The sequence below is a fragment of the Bacillus sp. JJ1609 genome (assembly GCF_036967045.1).
Classification (GTDB): Bacteria; Bacillota; Bacilli; order Bacillales; family Cytobacillaceae; genus Mesobacillus.
Map to the genome: position 1 here is coordinate 63,831 of NZ_JBALSS010000007.1, position 16,042 is coordinate 79,872.

Here is a 16,042-nt window from a genome sequence, read left to right on the forward strand (position 1 = left end):
AACAGACAATTAAAAGTACGCACTTTTTTGTTATATAGTAAACAAAAATATATTTAGTATACTTTTTTACACTATTGAGATTATGGCATTTTCCATTAGGGGAATTAAAACAGAAAAATCCCCGTTAATGTACGAGGATCTTTCAAAATTGCCTAGGGGTCATGATGTAAATATAGTTTGATCAACTCATGATAAATAATGGAGTATCCTTGGGTTCAAGACTTGTTGTGATATTTTTTCTTAATCCCGACTCTTGGCCCTTGTCGTTTACACAGACTTTATCAAACCTCTGCGAATTGGTTTATAACAGGTAATATACACACTTTCTATTCTCTAGTATCAAACAGGATGCTAACTAATGTAAGCAATATTACGATTTATTGTTAGAAGGGTTGGCTTTCGGTAATATAAGCGACCTATCTATACCAGATGTTTCACAAACATAGGATGCCTCCATAATAGCTGATGGATCTTCTGCTAAAACGACACTTTTTAATTTGGAAAAAATAAACCTGTTCGTAATACAATAAATAACCTTCTTTCTTTCCCCTAAAAAACCGCCTTCTCCATATAAAAATGTGATGCTGATATTTAAATGATTGATAATACTATCTCCAACTTCATCCGGTTTTTCTGAAATGATCATGACAGATTTCCCACGATTTAATCCATCTAAAACATAATTAATCATTTTCGTCACTATATAAAAAACCGCCAGAGAAAGCATGGCCTGTTCCAATGAATAGACAAGCGCTGCAATCGTAAATATGAAAGCATTCACGACTAATAAAAATGAGGCAATCGGAAATCGATGGTGTTGGTTAAACCAAATCGCCAGCATTTCAGTGCCATCTATTGCGCCGCCAAACTTTACAACGATTCCTATCCCAACTCCTAAGATTACCCCACCGTATAAAACAATTAATACTTCAGATTGAGTAATAGGAGGAATCGATTTAAATAGTGCTAAACCAACGGTTGTAATGATATTTGCATATAGAGTTCTAATGACAAAGGTTTTACCCACTTCTTTAGCTGTAAATATTAAGATAGGAATATTTAAGCCCAAAAATACAACATAAATTGGGATTCCCCATAAAGCATTGGCCATAATCGATAACGCTGTTACACCACCATCTACTAGCCCGTTTGGTGCTAACATCGTTTCTAATCCCATAGCAACGATTAACGCCCCCAAAGTTAAAAAAACATACTCAACAAATTTTTTCATCATCTCACCTTTAAATATGTATTATTCTTGTTTCCCTACTATAAAACAGTTCATAAAATCCTTTACAACACAGGAATATTATTTACCTTTTTCCAGATTGTACTCCTTTATTTCCTTTATGCACTGGATCATTGTAAATAAAAAGACCACAAGTCTTGACTTATTAAAAGTCTACTTGTGGTTTTTTAATCCCCTCTTTTTAGAGCGATTGCTATTTAATAGACGCACTTTTATTGACAGGAATATCCATCACATTCTCCATATAGTATTTACCCCATTCATACATGGAATCGAGTATTGGCATTAAGCTTTTTCTTTGTTCGGTCAATCAATATTCCACTTTTGGCGGAACAATAGGATAGACTTTTCGTTCAACAATGAGGTCTTCTTCTAGCTCGCGTAATTGGTTAACAAGCATTCGTTGAGTACTGCCCGGCATCCTTCAGCTCACCAAATCGCTTCGTTTCCTCTTTTCCTAAATGCCACAAAATCAGCATTTTCCATTTACCGTCAATAACATAAAGCGTTAATTCTGTCCCCACGCTTTAAATCGTGGCTGCAAAAGAGAACATGGAAAATGCCTTGCTTTTTACTATAAGTTTAAAGCAAGGCATTTTTTGATCATTTATTCCAATTCCAATAACAATAGCTCTGGATCTACCAACAATTTTTTTATATGATTTAATGCCTTTTGTGCCGTCACACCATCGATAATCCGATGATCATAACTAAGAGAAAGTGGCATCATTTTTCCTATGACAATCTCTCCATTTTTGACAATTGGCTTCTCAATAATTTCACCAATTCCCAGAATCGACGTTTCAGGATGATTGATGACTGGAGTAAACCATTGACCTCCTGCTGATCCAATATTAGAAATTGTACATGTCCCTCCTTTCACATGTGCCGGTGTTAATTTATTCTCTCTGGCTGTTTCTGTCAGAAACTCTATCTCCCTTGCAAGTCCTGAGATATTTTTAGTGTCGGCTTCCTTTATGACAGGTACTACAAGTCCATTATTTGTCTGGGCTGCGAATCCAATATTATAAAACTTTTTATAGAGAATTGTCTCTTCTGCTTCATCAATTGCGGCATTTAATTCCTTGAATTCTTTTAATGCACTTATTAGGGCTTTTATTACATATGGCAAGAAAGTCAGTTTTATTTGCTTTGATTTAGCTGCCTCCTTTAGCCTGTCCCTGTGAAAGACTAGAGCAGTTACATCACTTTCTGAAAAATGGGTTACATGTGGAATAGTTTGCTTTGAGTGAGTCATTGCTTTGGCAATCGCTTTACGGACTCCCGCCAGTTTGACTCTTTCAATATCAGCATCGTGACTATTTTCTTTTACTTGTTGTACTTCGGTATTTTGATGGACTTGCTGCAGGTCATTGTCTTTTTCTTCGTAAAATTTCAAAACATCCTCGCGATGAATCCTGCCATTTGAAGACCATGTTTGTATCTCTTCCAGGCCAACACCTTTTTCCCTGGCAAGCTTTCGAACAGAAGGAGACGCAATCACTCTAGGTTTTTCACCGGCAGTTTTCTCGTTAGGAGCATTATTTTTTGGTGCATTTGCAGCATTTTGGACATCATCAACCGTTAGTTCACCGTTCTTCCCTGTTCCTGATACAGCTACCAGATCAACACCCAAATCCCTTGCCAGCTTTCTGACTCGAGGTGAGGCTTTGACAAAGGTACTCTTCTCTTGCTCATTCACCTGCCGGGTAGGTCCAGATGTTTCATTATCTCTGGTGCGATTTACCCCAGCTCCAGGATTTGCTCTTGCAGATAGAGCTATACTTACAAGGACCTCCCCAACTTCGATTACCTCACCTCTTTTTTTATGAATTTGGGCAATTACCCCGTCCGTATCTGATTCAATCTCAGTAACTGCTTTTTCTGTCTGTACGTCTACCAAGACGTCACCTTTTTTAACCGTGTCCTGTTCAGATTTATGCCAAAAGACGATCAGACTTTCTTCATCTGTTTCTGAGAGCTTCGGCAGTGTAATTTGATGTAATGATTTAGTATCTTGCATTCTGATTCCTCCCTGTATAACTAAAAAGCGGCTATTCTGCCAAGAACAGCCGCCTGCTTACAATCTACTATTCTTCCATTAGTTTAACGACAGCGTCTGCTATTTTTTGTGCATTTGGAATTACGTACTTTTCAAGATCACGGCTATACGGAATCGGTACATCCGGAATCGCCAATCGCTTGATCGGAGCTTCAAGCTCGTAAAGCGCCTCTTCAGCTACAATTGCAGCAATCTCAGATGTAAATCCATATGAAAGATAATCCTCATCCACTACCACTAAGCGGTGGGTTTTTCTTACTGAGGATAGGATTGTTTCTTTATCTAGTGGAACGAGTGAGCGAATATCGATTACTTCTGCGCTAATTCCTTGCTCTTGCAGCAGTTTTGCTGCTGCAGTTGCCTGATGTGTCATCATTTGGATTCCCACAATGGTAACATCTGTGCCCTCCCTTACTACCTCTGCTTTCCCCAGAGGAACAGTGTATGATTCCTCCGGTACTTCTCCAACTGACTCATCCACCTGATCCATCCACCCCAATCCCTGCAAGGTTTTATGGAACATGAACACCACGGGATTTTCATCTCGGATTGCAGAAGTCATCATTCCCTTCAGATCATAAGGAGTAGAAGGTGCAACTACCTTCATCCCTGGCAAATGTGCGAAGGTGGCATAAAGTGTTTGTGAGTGTTGAGCTGCATCGCTGTATCCGCCGCCGACCCCGGTCATCAACACCATTGGCAATTTAACAGAACCCCCGGACATATACGGGATTTTCGCCATATGATTATAAATTTGGTCCATACATACGCCAAAGAAATCCACAAACATCAGCTCAACAATTGGTTTCATCCCTTCGGCTGCTGCCCCGATAGCTGCACCAATAAATGCTGTTTCAGATATAGGCGTATCCATCACCCGTTTCTCTCCAAATTTATCTAGAAGTCCCTGAGTTGCACCAAATATGCCCCCGTATTTGCCAACATCTTCGCCAAGTACAAATACATTTGGATCTCGTTCCATTTCTTGAGCAATTGCTTCTGCCATTGCTTTATTGCCTGTAAGCATACGTTTTGTTGTTTGCATCTCATTCATCTCCTATCATAGTAAATTAACAAAATACATCTTCTAATGAAGATTCTGGCAGTGGATACTCACTTTCCCTGGCAAATTGGAAAGCTGATTCCACGTCATTTTTTGCCTCATTCTCTAATTGCTCAAGTTCTTCATTAGAAACAATACCTTCATTTATTAGGTGGCCTTTTAATTTTTCAATAGGGTCCTTCTTCAATAAAGATGGAACTTCATCTTTTTCACGGTATAATTCTGGATCCCCCTGGAAATGTCCTAAAAAGCGGTAGGTTTCAATTTCAATTATCGAAGGTCCTTCACCGCGGCGACCTCTTTCAACAGCTTCCTTGGAAACCCGGAACATCTCTAGTGGATCATTGTCTTTCACATAGTATCCTTTTGTATTATCATAAGCAGTTGCACGCTTATCATTTGAGAAAATAGCAGTGGAAGCCGTCTTCGGTACGGAAATGCCCCAGGAGTTATCTTCCACCACGACTATTAATGGCAGTTTCCAAAGTGCTGCCAGATTCATTGCTTCATGGAAGGCACCAGCATTGACCGCACCTTCACCGATAAAAGCAACAGCTACCCAGTCTTCGCCCTTTTGCTGTGCAGCAAGTGCAGCTCCGGCAGCTTGAGGGATGCCTGCTGCGACAATACCTCCACATGAAAATTTGACGGCCGGATCAAACAAATGCATATGTCCGCCTTTTCCTTTCCCTAGTCCAGATACCTTCCCAAAAATTTCGGCAGTCATCCTCTTTAAATCCACATCTTTTGCAATCGCATGGTGGTGAGGGCGATGTGGTGAAGCAACTGTATCGTCTTTTGTTAAATGGGCGCAGATTCCAACTGCTGCTGGTTCTTGTCCATTTGAAAGATGCATCTCACCCGGTACCGGACCTGCACCAATGTTGAATACTGGTTTCTTCCCTTCAGCATAAGCTTCAACAAGCATTTCTTCGTAATAGCGGCTTTTCACCATGGTTTGATACATCCAAAGTAACTTTTCCTTAGGAATTGACATCTTGAATCCTCCTTCTATTAAATTTCTGGCTCATATTGTATATTTGCAAGAAGCATGCCAATTCAGAAAACGCTTACAAAATTCATAAGAAAAATGACTTTAAATTTCTTCTTGATTCAACCCTGACAACGGTTCAAATTTTTTGTACCTACTTTTATACACATTGGGATTAGATTAAATGATTCAAAAAATGTCCCATTTTGTATCAAAGTGTATCGTTCAAGTCGATACAGTGATACAAAATGGGACACTTTTATTGCAGATTGAAACGTTCCATCCATCTGTATAATGTACTTCGGGATATATTTAACTTTTTGGCTGCTTTACTATAATTATAATTACAATCCAATAACACCTGAACGAGCATTTGTTTTTGTATCATATCTTTAGAGCTATTAAATTTATACTGAGACTGTCCAGGCTCATAATGAGCCACAACTTCCTCTGGAAGAGTATCATGTGATAAAACCCCGACCGTACATCTATTTAACGATCTTTCAATTACATTTTGAAGTTCACGCACATTTCCAGGCCAATTATATTTCTTTATGGCCTCCATGTATGAAGGATGGATAGCTTCAATCTTCCGTGGGATTTTCTTACTATAGATATCAACAAAGTGAGATGCCAGAAGCTTGGCATCTTCTCCCCTTTCACTCAAGCTTGGAATCTTAATCGGCAGGACATTTAGACGGAAATATAAATCTTGCCGGAAATTCCCTTTCTGGACCTCTTCCCTTAAGTTTTTATTGGTAGCAGCAATGATTCGTACATCCACAGGAATTACTTTATGGCCTCCAATCCTGCTAATTTCCCGATTCTGTAAAACCCGTAAAAGAAGTACTTGCATATCCAATGACATTTCTCCGATCTCATCAAGAAAAATCGTTCCTCCGTCGGCGAGCTCGAACTTACCCGAACTTCCACCCTTTCTCGCTCCTGTAAAAGCCCCTTCCGCGTAGCCGAATAATTCGCTTCCGAGCAAGTCCCTTGGTATCGCCCCACAGTTTATTGCAATAAAAGGCATATTCATTCTGTCGCTTTCATTGTGAATAGCCTGTGCAAACAAATCTTTTCCGGTTCCACTCTCACCTAGCAGTAACACATTAGACGGTGAATTTGAGGCGGCAATGGCTTCATTTATACTTCGAATAAAAATCGGATTTTCCCCTATGATTTCTTTGAAAGTAATATTAGCTCTGTGTCCGGTAAAATGGTTGACCAGCTGGCGGACCTTTTGAATCTCCTGAAAGATTAACAAGGAACCAATTTGAGACTGCCCCTGATACACTGGCTTACTATTCAACAAGACATGCTTTGTATTTCTTCTATCCCAAAATTTAAGCCTTATGTCCCTATCTTTAATGGCCCCAAATATACTGGAACCATCTCGGAAAAGTTTATTATCAAAAACATCTTCTATCTTTTGGTGGATTATTTCAGCTTCTTCCAGCTGAATCATATCCAACAGTGTCTGGTTCGCCTTGACAATATCTCCTTGTTGACTGATCAGGATGATTCCAGATGTAAGCGAATTCACAGTTGCCTCTAAATAACTTTGCATTAACTCATTACGCCTGATTTTTTCCTTTAGTTCCAACAGGTTTTCCACGGCTTTGGCAGTAGATACAACCATTCCAAGAGTATGGGGATGGACTTTTTCATAAGGACCGGAAACATTCAGGACGCCAATCATCTTTCCATCATGACCGAAAACCGGAGACGCCGAGCATGTCCATTCCTGACAGATTTTCATATAATGCTCGTGGTGAAATACCTGAAGAGGCGCCATTTCTTTAATGCATGTACCAATGGCATTCGTTCCTACCGCCTCTTCACTCCAATCGGCCCCCTCCACAAAAGAGATTTTACTGGCTTTTTCTAAAGTCTCTTCATCTCCAATCGTTTTTAAAAGCAATCCATCATTATCACATAGAACAACCATAAATCCAGTATCTTCAACAATTTTGTAAATATCTCTCATTAACGGCAAGCTTGTTTCAATCAATTCAGCATTCTTGAATCGACTTTTTTTTAAGAGCTCCTTCGAAACCTTACCCTTTTCCATATATGGGTTAATATTGTTTTCCTTGGACCTAAGCAAGGATTGATTAATCATCGTTGAAAAATTTGAATCTACACTCCGTGGTTTAATCAACAAATTATCACTTTTTCCTAACTCAATTAAATTCATCAACTCACCCACTCCTGTAAATCAGTTTCTTCTCTAATACTATAATCTATTTAATATTATCATAATTTTGACTATTCTTTAAATTTTGATAATTAAACATGAGAATAAAACTTGAGAATAAAACTAGTACCACTGCAAAAATTCTACCTTGCCCAAAAAAAAAACGCACGTGTTTACAACACGTACGGTTACTATGTTATTTTGGCGGGACCGCCTGGGAATCGAACCCAGCTAACCTGGCACGCAGGTCACAAGCGGTTTTGAAGACCGTGGGGGACACCAGTACCCCATTCAGCCCCGTTTTAAGAACAAGGTCTATTATACTTACAAGCTGCCTTTTTTACAAGAGAGTTACTCAATTTGTCACATGACTTGTCTTACCCCCCGCGCCAATACTATAATATAGGGAGATATTTTAAATGTGTGGGTGAAGGGTATGCAGCTTGAAGGCTGGTTTTTATGGTTTATTTTATTTTGGGTTCTGGTATTAATAGGGTTATTTGCAATTGGCGGGTTTTTCATGTTCCGCAAGTTTTTAAAAAAGCTTCCGAAGAACGATGGAAAATCAGATATGGACTGGGAAGAGTATTATGTGAATGAGACGAGGCATTTATGGCCAGGTGACCAAAAGGCATTGCTTGAGGATCTTGTCAGTCCCGTTCCTGAATTGTTCAGGGATGTGGCGAGACATAAGATTGCCGGTAAAATTGGCGAGCTTGCTCTAAAGGAAAAAGCCGAAACAATTAATCAGGAATTGGTGATTCGCGGCTACATCCTTGCTACTCCAAAGCGGGATCACAAGTTTTTGCGCAAAAGGCTTGCTGAGAAACAAATCAGCACTACACCATATGAGAGTTTGTTTTAGCTATGTTTTTTATATCGAGTAACTTAGTAAAGGGAACCTCCAGAAGGTTCCCTTTTTACATTCGTTTTTATCGAGCTGTTGGGAAAACCCTTTGTACCATTTCACTAAATTCATCAAACATACCACGAATCGGTTCCCCATTTTGGATTTTATCTCCATAATCTCTCATACGGTCAACGAAATCAGGATTACTTGAAACATAAACATTCTGGATATCACTATCAGTGGATTTAACTCGGTCAGAGATTTTATTCTCAAGATCTTTTCTCACATTACCTGTTTCATCATCTTTTAGAACAACAGCTACATAAGCAGCTCTGTCTGTCATAATGATATGTGCCGTTTTAACTTCATCCAGATCTTCAACTTTTGCTTTGGCTTCGTCCCCAAATCGGAGTTGATTATCATTTTGGTTAGTATCATTATTTTGAATTCTTACACCATCATTGACATTATTGTCATAAGTTTGGATTTCTGCTTTGTCGCGGTCCCGAACATCCTCTCGCGCACCGTTGTTCATTGTACAGCCAGCTGAGAAGGCAATTAATAACAAAATAAATGATAAGTTTTTTATATACTTCATGATTTTTCCTCCTAAGGTTATGTTTTATCAACCATAGAATTGCCAATCAGCATAATTTTATGTACAGGAAATTTTAAAAAAGAAAAAAGCACAATGAGCGGTAAAAATAGCTCATTGTGCCTTGCCTTTAATATTTTGAACGTCATCTTTTCTTTCGTTTCTTAAATAACTTAAATACATCATCATTTTTAGTAAGGATAATGACTTTATCTTTATGTTTTTTCATTAGCTTTATCGCTTGAACAAGATTATTTCCATCATAACTGTGATTCCATTTTAATAAGTCAATCAAGGTCCGTAAATTTTCTTTCCTTGGAGATCTCTGCAGTTTGATTCTTCTTAATAAAAATCTTTTAACGATTCTCCAATCACGAACATACACATTTGTTTTAAGTACCAGAATGTAATCTGCCTGGTTAAAGCTATCCTCGAGCCAGCTATAATAGACACCCTCGATGACCCATTTTTCTTCCGCCAGTATATTGGCCAGCTTTTCCTGCCTTACAGCTGGAAGAGTCTGCGAACCAAAATACTCTGAATCATGATCCCAAAAGAGATTATCCAATTCATATTCTGGAACTTTTAACATTTTAGATATTTTATTTGCTATGTAGGTTTTCCCGCTACCGGGACCACCGATGATGTGAATTTTCGTCAATGTTTCCACCCTGACCAATCAAAATAAATAAACAGCTTACCAATAAAATATTACCACAATATAACAGATATTGATCGATGAAAGTGAATTTTCTGATAAACGATAAATAAAAATTTAAAAAAGATAATCCAATCAAAGAAACGAGTCCTGAACGATAATGGTTCAGGACTCGTTTTCATTTTTCCGGGCCGGCTTTTTTCCTGGCCGTTCTCATCCCAGCTCGCAAAGCTTTTACTTCCCCCACCATGCCGACAATTAGCATTATGCTCCCAATCCCAACCATGATATAAATACCTGCCTTTGGAAGGATTCGGATAAAACCCATGCCTTGCATAAACAAGGGCACAAGGATGAGGGAGAGCCCTGAGGCTTTCAAAAATACAGCGAAATGTTTCAATGACAAAATTCTCCTCCTGTCTAAAATGAGGTGGTTTTGTCATTATATTAGTGGAAGCTCGTCATTATTCGATCCAATAAAAAAAAGGCAACGGCCCCGCCTTCGCCATTTGCCTTGATAGCCACACATGCTATCCTACCTAGTATTTATAATAAATAATGAATATTAAGATCATAGCATGATTTTGTTAAAGCTTTTTTTATTTTCTAAAGGATTGTTAAAGGATATAGAAATGCGTGATCACCAATAAGAAATTAATGACAACTTTGTAAACCATCGTACACACTCCTTATTTAGTAAGAGTCAATTACATGGTCCTTTTACATCTCTACTTTAACAGATGATTGTTAAGCTAAAATAAAACAAAATCGTCTATTTTGTAAATTTTATTTTTTCTAACAAATTCAAGGCTTCTTGCAAATCAACATCGGTCTCAATATGGTTTGGAGTCCACGGAATAAGGACATGTGGTTCAATGCCTTTCTCTGTCATGCCAAGTCCGTGATCGATTCGGGATAGCCTGGAAGTTGGATACCAAAGCTCTAACCCTTGCTCCCATCTCTTGACTGCCAGATTGGCATAATCGTTCAACCCTTTGGTTGGCCTTCCGATAACGGTTACTTTCCTTGATTTCTTACAATGCTCGACAAACGAATCTCCAGCACTTCCACAAAAAACATCGGCCAGAACGATGACACAATTCGGGTTGGGCAAACCTCTTACAAATGTATCTGGAATGAACTCAGCAAAATCGAATTCCACGAAGCGATTCCCTTTGTTTTTCTCCCACTCCCGCTGCCATGCAGTCAAGAAAACGTGAGCCTGTTCATCCTGGGTGTGTTTGATTTGATCAGATAACCCCGCCAATTGTCTCTCAGCATTAGCGACTGTACAGTTAAATAGCATTCGCTCGTCTTTGTCTGCAAGCTCTGCTCCCTCTTCCGGCATTAAGTATGGAAGTAATCGATAATAGCTTGCATCACTTCCACCATAATTCACTCTGCTAGTTTGGTGAAACTTTCGGTATTAAACTCATCTGTTTCTCTTAATTTCTGTAAAAAATAGGCTGGGTCATCCCAGCCTGCTTTGTCCTTCCATCCGGCATAATCATGATGCATAATATGGACGATTTCTTTAAATATGTCTTCCATATTACTCCTCCTGGTCCGTAATTAGATCTTTCTAAATACACTTATGTAATAATCCTCTTCAGGAAAATCCCCTTCGTAATTGAACCCATTTTCCTGATAAAAGCTCTTCAATTTGTCGTTCCCGGCCCAGCAATCTAAATACAATGACACATTAGTTTCTAGAGCGTATCCACAAGCCCAGTCGATGATCGCTCGGCCATAACCTTTACCCTGATATTCAGGAAGGATGGCAATTTGAAATAAATACTGACTGTCAGGATCGATTAGGCAATCACTTAGACGATTAATTTCTTTGATGCCAAAGGTACCCATTAACTGCTCATCAACTGAAACGATGTATAAATAGTTGGACTGTATCTGATTGAAAGCATCATTCTCATTCCATGGATAGTCCCATTGGTTGATTCCTTTATTTTGTAAATCTAGTGCTGCCTTATTTAAAACATTTAAAACTTTCTTTTGATCTTCCGTGTTTGCTAATCTAATTATCATGTATCAAACTCCTTGTTTGACACAAGAAAACATCAGGACTAAAGGGATTCTCATTCTCCTCTGATATTCGCTTTCGCTGCTAAAGTTTTCAGCATTTGGAGTTCCTTCCCTCAGATCCTCGATTTTAAAACCTGTCTGTTTCAGTATTCGAAAATACTCTTCGACCGTCCGATGATATTTGATTACCTTTTTCCCGATCCAAGGCTCAGCTCTTTCACCCTGGTTAAAATAGTCATCGACAATCCAGTCCGTCCTTGAGCCCGAAGCTTCTGCGCTTTTAGTAGAGGAAGTAAGGACAGGGTGCTGGACACTAAAAACAAACCTTCCATCATCCACTAGAGTGTGATGAACCTTTTTAAAGACACCTTCTAAATCAGTTAAATAATGTAAAGCAAAGCGTGAAAGAACCAAATCATATTCTTCTGTCTGAGGTTGCCATTCTTCCATTGTAGACAATTGAACCTGTCCAGCTAAACCGTCCAGTTTTTTCGCGGCCACTTGAGCCATATTTTCAGACCCTTCAACGCCTGTGTAGCTAAGACATCCTCGCTGGAGAAGATCTCCGCCAATTTCTGCGTCGCCACAGCCTAGGTCACAAACCTTTTTACCCTTCACATTCCCAATAAGCTCAAGTAAAATCGGTTTTTCAATGGCATTATTAGGACTCTCTGGCCGTGTTCTGCGCTCCATATAACTTTCAAAAAATTCCCCTTCATCATAAACAGACGCGCCTCTGAACTCCATTCCATTTCCTCCATTTTATAAAGAATGACAAATCTTTAATATCTTATCATAATTCAGAATTGTTTCAACTTCTAATACAAAAAAACTGCAAATTTTTGCAGTTTAACTTTTCAAAACGTTTTATAAAAATTATATACTTGAAGAAGGTTCCGGTTAATTCCATTTACACCCTTCCACTCTTTATATAGAACAGGCATCTGAAATTCTTTTAGAAAGTCTTCTAATGATTTTTGGTGAAGATGTGCTTCCTTTGCTTTTTCTATTAATAGTGTCAAATAGCCAATTAAATCATCGACTAAGCCTTTGTTCCCTATATTCCCATGGCCTGGGACAAACGTTTCTATCTCCATTTGTATCACTTTATTTAGAATTGAAAGAAAGGATTCTGGATCATATAATGGCAAATGCAAAGACTCCGTGACTAAATCCCCCATAAATGCTATTCTTTCTTCAGGTAAATACATGAATGAATCGCTAGGTGTATGACCACCACCTAAACAATGCAGTTCAACCTTTCGCTGTGAACCTTCTATCACGACTTTATCTTCAAATAAAACAGAAGGCAGCACAATCTTCATCTTAGGTAAATCCTCTAATACCTTTGACATCTCATTATATTGATTGATCAAGCTGCTTTTTATGATTTGCTCTTCCTCAGCTTCTATTTGAGTTTTCAGCTGCAGAAGATACTGTTGCATTTCCTCCTGTTCTTTCTCCAAATCTCCAATTCTATTTTTCTCTTCATTTAACTGGCGTGTTAAGGATGTAGATATAATCGTTGTATCACTAAATGCCTGGTTACCAAAAGTATGGTCCCCATGATAATGGCTGTTAACAAGGTACTTTACTTTTTTCCCAGTGATCTCCTCAGCCTGGAACCTTAATTCGTGTGCAGCAGAAGGAGTGCTGAAAGCATCAAACACAATCACTTCATCACCGAGATCTACAAATCCAGCATTACTCCAAGCGCCTTTTCCCGGTTTTGCAATAGGTGCATAAACGCCATCACTCAACAAATACAGGGAGAAGTAATCCGTTTCCTTGATTAGTTTTTTCATAAAAAGGGCCACCTTAACTCTTCTAATGTTAATTTTTTATCGGAATATATACCTCAACATCTTCAACGTCATCCTTAACCGGATAGTAAACCTCAATAATGTATTGTTCCGGAGTCGCACGATCATAGCTTTGTTCTAGAATCCACTTGTCTAATTCCGAATACAAATTACCCATCTCTGTGACTTTGCCTTTAATAACTCCATAACTATGCTGAATGTGCAGGTAGTCCGTTCCCTCTGGTACAGAATCTGTTTGATCATTCACCAAAACACCTACATAAAAGGTACCCTCCAGTTGAGATTGTTCTTTTGGAGGTTCATAGACTGTCACTTCTAATCCTGTGCTATTCGATATAACCATGGCATGTTCTAAAAATCGCTGTGCTGCTTTAGGGACTATATCTCCATAGTCCTTAAAAAAGCCTTTGTGCTTCATGCCAACTACTTTAAATTCTTTTAATACTACTTTACACATAAACCTGCCCCCTGTAATTAGAAGAAGGTATATAGACCTTCATCAAAATATTGATACTCTTCCCTAGTCACTTTGTAGCGGGTATAGCCTTTATAAAAGGCGTTCAATAAATCTGATCTGTTCATGAATCTCCCAATAGCAAGTGCCTCATCATAACGAGGATCACCAATGGTCATTCCGGCAACATCAATGAACATACGGACTTCTCCGCCGATCACGAGAACATTATCAGTTGTGCAGTCACCATGAATCATTGTTTGCTTCACTCGCTGAGGTTTGTTAGTTGTAAGCCGCTCTAATAATTCTAAGCTTCCACCTGTTTGACCATTTTCAACATAAGCTTTTGCTCTGACCAGCTGTGTATCCAACCACTCCTCATCATGAACGAATTGAGTAAGAGGCTCTTGATCGTGGAGATGCTGTAGAAACTTGCCAAAGCTGCGAATCAAATCTTCTTGCTCGGAAGCAGCAGCCGCTTCCCTTAAAGCCGCAGTCAAGGTAATTCCATCTTCATGAGACATGATCAGGTGACTGCTATCCTCGTGTTCAATGAACCCATAGAATGCCGGAAAAGGTATAACACTTTGGTATTTTAGTGTCTCTAAAACACGTGCTTCAGCTGACAGCCACTCTCGATACTTCTTTTTAAAAGAACTTTTTAATATGTACCGATGACCTTTTGTAAAAATACAGCGCACTTCAGAGGTACAGCCCTGTTCAGCAAGCTTTTCCACAGAATTGACTTCACCAATTATTTCTTGAACTTTATTAATCAACCAATCATTCATTTTATCACCATCAAATTATCCTTTTATGATTAATACTTATTTTTCGGACTCCATCCTTCACTGCCATCCGGCAATAGATCAATTAGGGACCAAATGCTGCAATAGTCATCTCCAGGACCAAAAGCAGCCTTAGTAAAATGCTTGATGCTGCCATCCTCTTCCTTCGTTAGAATGGAAACACCAGGATGCAGATAGCCTTTTTCATCTCTAAAACCAAGATCCTCTTTAAAAGTCGTCCCTTTTGTCGAAACGCTTTTAAATGCCCATCCTCTATTTCCAGAAAAATCCGCCAAAGTTTTATAATCATCAGGACTCGTCAAAACAAACGAAGCGCGGCTTTCAAAATGCTTCGTAAATCCGTTAAAACCATCCGACCAAAGCGTACAATAGGAACAGGATTTTCCCATATTATGTATCACAATTAACTCTTTCCGGTCCCCAAACAGCTCGTTTAACGATACATCCTCACCACCAGTCGTCTTGAATGTATAGTCCTTAACTGTAAAAGAAGGATGCTGCTTCCTTAACTCGTTCAATTCCTTTTTGATCTGCATGAGTTCTTTTTCTTTATTCTCGATTTCCTGCTCCAGTTTTTCTTTTTGCACTGATGTAAAATTCATCGTAATATCCCTCCACTCATTTTCTTATTTATTCTCTATGTATTTCGCTCTTTCCTTTTAAATTTAAATCTATAATTCGAATCTCTCTTTAATCATTTCCGCTACGTCTTCTGCACTCATATCTGTATTGTTAATTTTCATGTAGTTTTCTTTCTTGATTTCACCATTGAAGGAATTCAAGCGGTATTGATGCATGGACTCTAATAGGTTATTCTCAGACCACTGGATGTTTCTCTTTGTAGGCTTATGTTCAAGACGATGTGAACTTTTATTTCGCTCAAGTCGTTCTGATAGATTAGCTTCCAACTCCACAAAATATACTGTGCCTCCGTTAGACTCGAAAAACTGACATACCTTCTCCACATAATCCCAATCCGCCTGCAAATCGAATGCCCAGACATACGTGAAAATCAAACCGTATAAATCACTTTTCGCCACTGCTTCGAATATCTCCTTGCGAAATAAAGAAACTAGCCTTTTTCCCTCTTTTGTACCGTAATCGAAAAATGGATTCACTAAATCAATCGTCATATGGTTATGAAAAAGCTTTAACTCTGTTATTTTTTCTAATTCATGCCCAACCGTCATTTTCCCGACAGCCTGTGGGCCAAAAATCAATACAAATTTCATAATTCCTCCCTGGTAG

The 16,042-nt window shown here is 38.8% G+C and carries 18 protein-coding genes, 1 tRNA gene and 1 pseudogene; 1 reads left to right on the forward strand and 19 read right to left on the reverse strand.

Going from position 1 to position 16,042, the window contains the following annotated elements; all coding sequences use genetic code 11:
* Nucleotides 1-370 precede the first annotated feature (370 nt).
* The 7 genes and pseudogenes from V7654_RS08030 to V7654_RS08060 form a co-directional block, all read right to left on the reverse strand.
* Nucleotides 371-1,231, reverse strand: a complete 861-nt coding sequence (locus tag V7654_RS08030) for a YitT family protein (protein WP_335429784.1) — start codon at nucleotides 1,229-1,231, stop codon at nucleotides 371-373.
* 211 nt (nucleotides 1,232-1,442) lie between these two features.
* Nucleotides 1,443-1,728: pseudogene (locus tag V7654_RS23905) on the reverse strand (winged helix-turn-helix transcriptional regulator).
* A 128-nt stretch (nucleotides 1,729-1,856) separates the two neighbouring features.
* Nucleotides 1,857-3,272 carry a 2-oxo acid dehydrogenase subunit E2 gene (locus tag V7654_RS08040; protein WP_335429785.1) on the reverse strand — a complete coding sequence of 472 codons (1,416 nt, stop codon included), beginning with the start codon at nucleotides 3,270-3,272 and terminating at the stop codon, nucleotides 1,857-1,859.
* A gap of 67 nt (nucleotides 3,273-3,339) precedes the next feature.
* Nucleotides 3,340-4,356: an alpha-ketoacid dehydrogenase subunit beta gene (locus tag V7654_RS08045; RefSeq protein ID WP_335429787.1), complete on the reverse strand. Its 1,017-nt coding sequence runs from the start codon at nucleotides 4,354-4,356 to the stop codon at nucleotides 3,340-3,342.
* Nucleotides 4,357-4,381: 25 nt separating this feature from the next.
* Complete coding sequence (locus V7654_RS08050; protein WP_335429789.1) at nucleotides 4,382-5,371, reverse strand: thiamine pyrophosphate-dependent dehydrogenase E1 component subunit alpha; 990 nt, start codon at nucleotides 5,369-5,371, stop codon at nucleotides 4,382-4,384.
* 253 nt (nucleotides 5,372-5,624) lie between these two features.
* The gene (locus tag V7654_RS08055; protein WP_335429973.1) at nucleotides 5,625-7,565 is read right to left on the reverse strand and encodes a sigma-54-dependent Fis family transcriptional regulator; all 1,941 of its coding nucleotides are present in this window, start codon (nucleotides 7,563-7,565) and stop codon (nucleotides 5,625-5,627) included.
* Nucleotides 7,566-7,767: 202 nt separating this feature from the next.
* Nucleotides 7,768-7,864: transfer RNA gene (locus V7654_RS08060), tRNA-Sec, on the reverse strand.
* Nucleotides 7,865-8,001: 137 nt separating this feature from the next.
* Between V7654_RS08060 and V7654_RS08065 the strand changes: the two genes are divergently transcribed.
* Nucleotides 8,002-8,430 carry a DUF2621 domain-containing protein gene (locus V7654_RS08065; protein ID WP_335429791.1) on the forward strand — a complete coding sequence of 143 codons (429 nt, stop codon included), beginning with the start codon at nucleotides 8,002-8,004 and terminating at the stop codon, nucleotides 8,428-8,430.
* A gap of 67 nt (nucleotides 8,431-8,497) precedes the next feature.
* On the opposite strand, the gene V7654_RS08070 is transcribed toward V7654_RS08065, so the two are convergent.
* From V7654_RS08070 to V7654_RS08125, 12 genes are all read right to left on the reverse strand, one after another.
* Nucleotides 8,498-9,013, reverse strand: a complete 516-nt coding sequence (locus V7654_RS08070) for a YhcN/YlaJ family sporulation lipoprotein (protein WP_335429792.1) — start codon at nucleotides 9,011-9,013, stop codon at nucleotides 8,498-8,500.
* A 142-nt stretch (nucleotides 9,014-9,155) separates the two neighbouring features.
* Nucleotides 9,156-9,671 (reverse strand): hypothetical protein, encoded by a 516-nt coding sequence (locus V7654_RS08075; protein WP_335429794.1) that lies wholly within the window; start codon nucleotides 9,669-9,671, stop codon nucleotides 9,156-9,158.
* 175 nt (nucleotides 9,672-9,846) lie between these two features.
* Nucleotides 9,847-10,074: a hypothetical protein gene (locus V7654_RS08080; protein WP_335429795.1), complete on the reverse strand. Its 228-nt coding sequence runs from the start codon at nucleotides 10,072-10,074 to the stop codon at nucleotides 9,847-9,849.
* Between the two features lie 366 nt (nucleotides 10,075-10,440).
* Nucleotides 10,441-11,067: a S41 family peptidase gene (locus V7654_RS08085; protein ID WP_335429796.1), complete on the reverse strand. Its 627-nt coding sequence runs from the start codon at nucleotides 11,065-11,067 to the stop codon at nucleotides 10,441-10,443.
* On the reverse strand, nucleotides 11,064-11,219 hold the full coding sequence (locus V7654_RS08090; RefSeq protein WP_335429798.1) for a hypothetical protein: 156 nt from the start codon (nucleotides 11,217-11,219) through the stop codon (nucleotides 11,064-11,066). Before V7654_RS08090 ends, V7654_RS08085 begins: the two co-directional genes overlap by 4 nt.
* A gap of 21 nt (nucleotides 11,220-11,240) precedes the next feature.
* Nucleotides 11,241-11,711: a GNAT family N-acetyltransferase gene (locus V7654_RS08095; protein ID WP_335429800.1), complete on the reverse strand. Its 471-nt coding sequence runs from the start codon at nucleotides 11,709-11,711 to the stop codon at nucleotides 11,241-11,243.
* A 3-nt stretch (nucleotides 11,712-11,714) separates the two neighbouring features.
* Nucleotides 11,715-12,455 carry a class I SAM-dependent DNA methyltransferase gene (locus tag V7654_RS08100; protein ID WP_335429802.1) on the reverse strand — a complete coding sequence of 247 codons (741 nt, stop codon included), beginning with the start codon at nucleotides 12,453-12,455 and terminating at the stop codon, nucleotides 11,715-11,717.
* A gap of 110 nt (nucleotides 12,456-12,565) precedes the next feature.
* Nucleotides 12,566-13,513, reverse strand: coding sequence for an MBL fold metallo-hydrolase (locus tag V7654_RS08105; protein WP_335429803.1), 948 nt, complete (start codon nucleotides 13,511-13,513; stop codon nucleotides 12,566-12,568).
* A gap of 28 nt (nucleotides 13,514-13,541) precedes the next feature.
* Nucleotides 13,542-13,988 (reverse strand): GyrI-like domain-containing protein, encoded by a 447-nt coding sequence (locus V7654_RS08110; protein WP_335429804.1) that lies wholly within the window; start codon nucleotides 13,986-13,988, stop codon nucleotides 13,542-13,544.
* A 17-nt stretch (nucleotides 13,989-14,005) separates the two neighbouring features.
* A complete protein-coding gene (locus V7654_RS08115; protein ID WP_335429806.1) occupies nucleotides 14,006-14,776 on the reverse strand; it encodes a phosphotransferase family protein in 771 nt (256 codons plus the stop codon).
* 29 nt (nucleotides 14,777-14,805) lie between these two features.
* On the reverse strand, nucleotides 14,806-15,396 hold the full coding sequence (locus tag V7654_RS08120; RefSeq protein WP_335429807.1) for a DUF899 family protein: 591 nt from the start codon (nucleotides 15,394-15,396) through the stop codon (nucleotides 14,806-14,808).
* 69 nt (nucleotides 15,397-15,465) lie between these two features.
* Entirely contained in the window at nucleotides 15,466-16,026 is a 561-nt protein-coding gene (locus tag V7654_RS08125) for an AAA family ATPase (RefSeq protein WP_335429808.1), read from the reverse strand.
* Nucleotides 16,027-16,042: the final 16 nt, after the last annotated feature.